Origin of the sequence: Marinobacter alkalisoli (assembly GCF_045449855.1) — a bacterium.
Lineage (GTDB): Bacteria > Pseudomonadota > Gammaproteobacteria > Pseudomonadales > Oleiphilaceae > Marinobacter.
Map to the genome: position 1 here is coordinate 1 of NZ_JBJJLC010000027.1, position 7144 is coordinate 7144.

At 60.4% G+C, this 7144-nt stretch carries 5 protein-coding genes; 2 read left to right on the forward strand and 3 right to left on the reverse strand.

What is annotated here, in order from left to right:
* Positions 1–80: 80 nt before the first annotated feature.
* Genes ACJO5Y_RS11685 through tkt form a run of 3 tightly spaced genes read right to left on the reverse strand, consistent with a single transcriptional unit; the run spans position 81 to position 4304 of the window.
* Positions 81–1241 (reverse strand): phosphoglycerate kinase, encoded by a 1161-nt coding sequence (locus ACJO5Y_RS11685; RefSeq protein WP_406987375.1) that lies wholly within the window; start codon positions 1239–1241, stop codon positions 81–83.
* 28 nt (positions 1242–1269) lie between these two features.
* Positions 1270–2304 carry a type I glyceraldehyde-3-phosphate dehydrogenase gene (gene gap / locus ACJO5Y_RS11690; RefSeq protein WP_406987376.1) on the reverse strand — a complete coding sequence of 345 codons (1035 nt, stop codon included), beginning with the start codon at positions 2302–2304 and terminating at the stop codon, positions 1270–1272.
* A complete protein-coding gene (gene tkt, locus ACJO5Y_RS11695; protein WP_406987377.1) occupies positions 2304–4304 on the reverse strand; it encodes a transketolase in 2001 nt (666 codons plus the stop codon). Before tkt ends, gap begins: the two co-directional genes overlap by 1 nt.
* 192 nt (positions 4305–4496) lie before the next feature.
* On the opposite strand from tkt, the gene ACJO5Y_RS11700 reads away from it, so the two are divergent.
* Positions 4497–5498, forward strand: a complete 1002-nt coding sequence (locus ACJO5Y_RS11700; protein WP_406987379.1) for a metalloregulator ArsR/SmtB family transcription factor — start codon at positions 4497–4499, stop codon at positions 5496–5498.
* 148 nt (positions 5499–5646) lie between these two features.
* Positions 5647–6837 (forward strand): methionine adenosyltransferase, encoded by a 1191-nt coding sequence (gene metK, locus ACJO5Y_RS11705; protein WP_406987378.1) that lies wholly within the window; start codon positions 5647–5649, stop codon positions 6835–6837.
* Positions 6838–7144 lie beyond the last annotated feature (307 nt).

Sequence of the window (7144 nt, forward strand, 5' to 3'; positions counted from 1 at the left end):
AAATTCCGCGAAGCACACTTCCCACCCTCCTTGCGATTCTGGCTTTTTTCTTAACGCCTAAGCTTAAAAAACAAAAAAGCTTAAGCTCCGCGCTCCTCTAGTACAGCTACTGCCGGCAGGGTTTTGCCTTCCACGAACTCGAGGAACGCGCCGCCGCCGGTAGAGATGTAGGAGATTTTGTCAGCAACGCCATACTTGTCAACGGCCGCTACGGTATCACCGCCGCCGGCCAGGGAGAAGGCGTCGCTTTCGGCGATGGCGTCGGCGAGTGCTTTGGTGCCGTTGCCGAACTGGTCGAATTCGAAGACGCCGACCGGGCCGTTCCAGAGGATGGTTTTGGCGTTTTTCAGTACGTCGGCGAATTTGCCGGCGGTTTCGGGGCCGACGTCGAGGATCATGTCGTTGTCGGTGACGTCGGCAATGTTCTTGGTGGTGGCGGTGGCGGTTTCGGCGAATTCACTGGCCACAACGACGTCGACCGGTAGCGGGATTTCCACGCGGGAGGCGATTTCTTTGGCGGTGTCGACCAGGTCGTGCTCGCACAGGGATTTGCCGACCGGGTGACCGGCAGCGGCCAGGAAGGTGTTGGCGATGCCGCCGCCGACGATGATCTGGTCGCAAACGTTTTCCAGGGCGTTGAGGACGTCCAGTTTGGTGGAAACCTTGGAGCCGCCGACGATGGCCACAACCGGTTTGGCCGGGTTGTCGAGGGCTTTGCCGAGGGCGTCCAGTTCAGCTGCCAGCAGCGGGCCGGCGCAGGCTTCGGGGGCGAATTTTGCTACGCCGTGAGTGGAGGCCTGGGCGCGGTGGGCGGTGCCGAAGGCGTCCATTACGTAGACGTCGCACAGGGCGGCGTACTGTTTCGCGAGGTCTTCGTTGTCTTTCTTTTCGCCCTTGTTGAAGCGGACGTTTTCGAACAGGACAACTTCGCCGTCGGCGACTTCAACGCCGTCCAGGTAGTCTTTGATCAGGCGTACTTCCTGGCCCAGCACTTTGGTGAGGTGGTCAGCGACGGGCTTCATGGAGGAAGCTTCGTCATAGACGCCTTCTTCCGGGCGGCCCAGGTGTGACATCAGCATGACCTTGGCGCCGGCGTCTTTGGCGGCCTTGATGGTGGGCAGTGACGCGCGGATGCGGGCATCGCTGGAGACCTTGCCGTCTTTTACCGGCACGTTGAGGTCTTCGCGGATCAGGACCCGCTTGCCGGCGAGGTCCAGGTCGGTCATTTTTTTGATCGCCATTGTTTTCTTCCCTTGATCTGGTCTTGGTTTAGTTGCCGGTTTTCTCTAGCCAGCAGTGGCTGACGTCCAGCATTCGGTTCGCGAAACCCCATTCGTTGTCGAACCAGCAAAGCACTTTCACCATGGTTTCCCCGGTCACCCGGGTCTGGCCGCCATCAACCACGCCGGAATGAGCGTCGTGGTTGAAGTCGGAGCTGGCCAGGAGTTCGTCGGTGTACCCGAGGATGTTTTTCAACGGTCCTCTGGCCGCGCCTTTCAGCAATTCGTTCACCGCCTGAATCGTGGTTGGCTTGCGGACGTTCACCACCATGTCGATGGCGGAGACGTTCATGGTCGGCACCCGCATGGCGACGGAACTGAATTTGCCTTCCATGTGGGGCAGCAAGCGCTCGATGCCTTTGGCCAACCCGGTGTCCACCGGCACGATGTTGTGCAGTGCACTGCGGGTGCGACGCAGGTCCTGGTGATGGTAGGCGTCAATCACCGGCTGGTCGTTCATGGCCGCGTGGATGGTGGTCGTGCTGCCCTGCTCCACGCCCAATGCGTCGTCCAGCACCTGGATAACAGGCACCAGGCAGTTGGTTGTGCAGGAGGCGGCTGCGACGATCACGTCCTCTTGGGTCAGTTCACCTTCATTAATACCGAACACTACCGTGCGGTCGACATCGGGTTCCCCGGGTTGGGAGAACAGCAGGCGCTGGGCGCCCGCGTCCACGTGCTTTTGGGCAGTCGCGCGGTCGGAATAGGCACCGGAGCACTCCAGCACCAGATCCACATCCAGCAGACGCCACGGCAGTTCCGAGGGTTCCGGATGCCGCAATATGCGGATGGGATCGCCGTTCACCACCAGGTTGTCACCTTCCACCGCGATCTCACCCTGGAACCGGCCGTGGGTGGAATCATAACGGGTCAGGTGCGCGATGGTGTCGATGTCGGACAGCTCGTTGATCGCGACCACCTGAAGGTGATCGCGATAGCCATTTTCATACAGCGCGCGCAACACGCACTGGCCAATCCGGCCATATCCGTTGATCGCGATGCGAAAAGGCTTGGCTTTGCTCATCAGGCGTCCAGCAGTTCCGCGGCGACTTCCAGGATGTTGTCGACGGTGAAGCCGAATTCCTTGAACAGCTCGCCGGCGGGCGCAGATTCACCGAAGGTGGTCATGCCAACCACGCGGCCGTCGAGGCCCACGTACTTGTACCAGTAGTCGGCAATGGCGGCTTCGATGGCGATGCGGTTGGTGACTTCCAGCGGCAGCACTTTCTGTTTGTAGTCGGCGCTCTGGGCATCAAAGGTGTCGGTGGACGGCATGGACACTACGCGTACGTTCTTGCCCTGCTCCCGCAGTTTGGCGGCGGTGTCCTGGGCCAGGGCCACTTCGGAGCCAGTGGCAATCAGGATCAGGTCCAGCATGCCTTCGCTGTCGGACAGGATGTAGCCTCCCTTGGCCACATCTGCCAACTGCTGGGCATCGCGCTCCTGATGCGGCAGTCCCTGACGGGAGAACACCATGGCCGTCGGGCCGTCTGTGCGCTCGAGGGCGGCTTTCCAGGCCACGGCGGATTCCACGGTGTCAGCCGGGCGCCAGGTGCTCATGTTCGGCGTGGTGCGCAGGCTGGCCAGTTGCTCGATGGGCTGGTGCGTGGGGCCGTCTTCACCCAGACCGATGGAGTCGTGGGTGAACACGAAGATGGAACGCTGCTTCATCAGCGCCGCCATACGCACGGCGTTACGGCAGTATTCCATGAAGATCAGGAAGGTGGCGCCGTAGGGCACGTAACCGCCGTGCAGAGCGATACCGTTCATGATGGCGGCCATGCCGAACTCACGCACACCGTAATAGATGTAGTTGCCGCTGGCGTCTTCTTTGGTCACGCCTTTGGAGCCACCCCAGATGGTGAGGTTGGAGCCGGCCAGGTCAGCGGAGCCGCCCAGCAGTTCCGGCAGCAGCGGACCGTAGGCATTCAGGGTGTTCTGGGAGGCCTTGCGGCTGGCGACGGTTTCGCCCTTGTCCTGACACTCCTGGATGTACGCCTGGGCCTTCTCGGAGAAATCGGCAGGCAGGTCGCCGGCCATGCGGCGCTTGAATTCGGCTGCCAGTTCCGGCTCGGCCTTTTCGTAGGCAGCGAATTTCTCTTCCCACGCCTGCTGTGCGGCGGCGCCTTTCTCTTTGGCGTTCCACTCGGCGTAGATTTCAGACGGCACCTCGAAAGAACCATGAGTCCAACCCAGCTGCTCGCGGGTCAGTGCGATTTCGTCGTCACCCAGCGGCGCGCCGTGGCAATCTTCCTTGCCCTGCTTGTTGGGAGAGCCGAAGCCGATGATGGTCTTGCAGCAGATCATCGTGGGCTGATCGGTATTGGCGCGGGCGGCTTCAATGGCAGCGCGAACGGCGTCAGCATCGTGGCCGTCTACCGCCGGAATTACCTGCCAGCCGTAGGCTTCGAAACGCTTCGGCGTGTCGTCGGTGAACCAGCCATCCACTTCACCGTCGATGGAAATGCCGTTGTCGTCGTAGAAGCAGATCAGTTTGCCCAGACCCAGGGTACCCGCCAGGGAAGCCACTTCGTGGGAGATACCTTCCATCAGGCAGCCGTCGCCCAGGAAGGTATAGGTGTAATGATCCACGATGTCATGACCGGGACGGTTGAACTGTGCCGCCAGGGCTTTCTCCGCCAGGGCAAAACCCACGGAGTTGGCAAAACCCTGCCCCAGGGGGCCGGTGGTGGTCTCAACGCCCGGGGTGTAACCGTATTCCGGGTGGCCCGGGGTTTTGGAGTGCAACTGACGGAAGTTCTTCAGGTCGTCAATGGAAACGTCGTACCCGCTCAGGTGCAGCAAAGAGTACTGCAGCATGGAGCCGTGACCGTTGGACAGCACGAAGCGGTCACGGTTGGCCCACTGCGGGTTGGCCGGGTTGTGGCTCAGGTAATCGTTCCACAGAACCTCGGCGATATCCGCCATACCCATGGGCGCACCCGGGTGGCCGGATTTGGCTTTCTGAACCGCATCCATGCTCAGCGCGCGAATGGCGTTGGCGAGATCTTTACGAGACGGCATTGACGTTTCTCCAGTGTTTTTCGGGAAAAATAGAACTGCTCAAAAATAAGGCGCGTATTTTCGCCGATTAGTGTGTGTGGGAGCAAATCGGGTTTCCCGAAACGAACCAAACTCAAGGAACTCAAAATCTATATCAATTTTTTTTGATATGGCTATTGATTGACCAACAGAACACCCCTAAACTTGCCAACCATGACTTCCATGACCACACACGCCGCCGATCTGTCCTCCCTGGACGCCCTGGCCCCGATCTACAAAGCGAGCGGGGATCCGTTGCGCCTGGAGATTCTGCGCGTGTTGCGTCGTGACACATTCGGGGTGCTGGAACTGAGCCAGCTGTTCGAGATGCGCCAGTCCGGCATGAGCCACCACCTCAAGGTGATGCACAAGGCCGGGCTGCTGGAGCCCCAGCGGGAAGGCAACGCCATTTTCTATCGCCGCCCGTTGAGTCTGGACAGCGACAAGCTCACGGACCAGACCATCCGCCAGGTGTTCGAGACAGTGGACCAGGTTCCCCTGCCGTCACACCTGGAGGAAAAAATTGAAGCCATCCGCGACCAGCGGGCGAATCAGTCACAGGCGTTTTTCTCTCGCCACGCCGAACAGTTCCGCGAGCAACAGGAATTGATCGCCGCCTTTGACCTGTACGCCGAGCCCGTGGCCGAGCTGATCCGTAAACGCGCCGACAAACACCCGTGGCAGACCGCCCTGGAAATCGGCCCCGGTGAAGGCGCCTTTTTGCCGGTGCTGTCAAAGATCTGCGAGCACGTGGTGGCGCTGGACAACTCCCGCGACATGCTGGCCAAGGCCACACGGACCTGCATTGACGATCGCCTTAATAATGTCGACCTGATTGAAGGCGTCACCGACAACCTGCTGGCCCGGGGCGACGCGTTTGACCTGGTGGTGGCCAACATGGTGCTGCACCACGTTCCCAGCCCGGCGGACATCTTCCTGGACGCCGCCGCGCTGATGAACGGCGGCGGCTGCTTTGTCGTCAGCGACCTGTGCAGCCACGACCAGGACTGGGCCAAGGAAAACTGCGGAGACCTGTGGCTGGGCTTCGAGCCCGAGGAACTGACCGCCTGGGCGGCAGACGCAGGCATGATGGCCGGGGAGCAACTGTTCATCGGCCTTCGCAACGGCTTCCAGATACAGGTGCGGGAATTCTGGAAAACCACCGCCCCCGGATGACGCGGGCAAACGCAATATCAACATATTTTGATATACGGATACGTAGTTTTACGTACCCTTGATAACACCAACAAAACCGGTAACCGGAATGGCCCGTTAACAGCCAATCACCGGTTCGCATTTGAAACGCTCAAGAGGAGCACGCATTATGGCTGACTACAACATCTTCACCTCCGAATCGGTCTCTGAGGGCCATCCTGACAAACTGGCGGATCAGATCTCCGACGCGGTTCTGGATGCCATCCTCACCGACGACCCGCACGCCCGTGTTGCCTGTGAAACCATGGTAAAAACCGGCGTCGCCATTGTCGGCGGTGAAATCACCACCAGCGCCTGGGTCGATCTGGAAGACCTGGTGCGTGGCGTGATCAAGGACATCGGCTACACCTCCTCTACCGTGGGCTACGACGGCGACACCTGTGGCGTGATCAACATCATCGGCAAGCAGTCTGTCGACATCGCCCAGGGCGTTGATCGCCAGAAGCCGGAAGACCAGGGCGCCGGCGACCAGGGCCTGATGTTCGGCTACGCCAGCAACGAAACCGACGTGCTGATGCCTGCGCCGATCACCTTCTCCCACCGACTGGTCCAGCGCCAGGCCGAAGCCCGCAAGAGCGGCCTGCTGCCGTGGCTGCGCCCCGATGCGAAAAGTCAGGTCACTTGCCGCTACGAAAACGGCCGGGTTTCCGGCATCGATGCCGTTGTCCTGTCTACCCAGCATGACGAAGACGTCTCCCAGGAAGACCTGAAAGAAGCCGTCATGGAACTGATCGTCAAGCACGCGCTGCCAGCAGAGCTGCTGCACAAAGACACCCAGTTCCACATCAACCCGACCGGCAAGTTCGTCATCGGCGGCCCGGTGGGCGACTGTGGCCTGACCGGCCGCAAGATCATCGTCGACACCTACGGCGGCATGGCACGCCACGGCGGCGGCGCCTTCTCCGGCAAAGACCCGTCCAAGGTTGACCGTTCCGCCGCCTATGCCGGCCGTTACGTCGCCAAGAACATCGTCGCCGCCGGCCTGGCCGACAAGTGCGAGATTCAGGTGTCCTACGCCATCGGTGTGGCACAACCGACATCGATCTCCCTGAACACCTTCGGCACCGGCAGGATCAGCGATGACAAGATCATCCAGCTGGTCCGCGACAACTTCGATCTGCGCCCGTACGCGATCACCAACATGCTCGACCTGCTGCACCCGATGTACCGGGCCACGGCAGCCTACGGCCACTTCGGCCGCGAGCCTTATGAGATGACCGTTGGCGGCAAGACGTTCACCGCCTTCCCATGGGAGAAGACGGATCGCGCTTCTGCCCTGAAGGATGCTGCTGGTATTTAAGTTGGGTGCTTTGGGTCTGACTTTTGGCGTTGGGCCTTTGTTTTGGCCCAGCCCGTTGCCTTTGGGGGTGGCGGCGCTGAGGTACAGCCTTCGGGGACACGCTCAAGCCATCCCTGGGCGCTTAGCTTCGGCCATCCATGGCCGAAGATAATCCCCGAAGGCTGTACCTCACCACCGCTTTGCAAAGTTGGTGAGGGCTGATCCAGATAAAAGCCTCTTCGTGATAACCATTGAGAGGCCTGAAACAACTTGAGCGGCGTAGAAAAGACCGCATACGCCCAATGTTCAAACGAGGGAGTGGGGTTTT

Bases quoted from the DNA above. Each gene is read 5' to 3' on its own strand.
- ACJO5Y_RS11700 (WP_406987379.1), top strand. From the start codon at position 4,497: ATGACTTCCATGACCACACACGCCGCCGATCTGTCCTCCCTGGACGCC.
- tkt (WP_406987377.1), bottom strand. From the start codon at position 4,304: ATGCCGTCTCGTAAAGATCTCGCCAACGCCATTCGCGCGCTGAGCATG.
- metK (WP_406987378.1), top strand. From the start codon at position 5,647: ATGGCTGACTACAACATCTTCACCTCCGAATCGGTCTCTGAGGGCCAT.
- gap (WP_406987376.1), bottom strand. From the start codon at position 2,304: ATGAGCAAAGCCAAGCCTTTTCGCATCGCGATCAACGGATATGGCCGG.
- ACJO5Y_RS11685 (WP_406987375.1), bottom strand. From the start codon at position 1,241: ATGGCGATCAAAAAAATGACCGACCTGGACCTCGCCGGCAAGCGGGTC.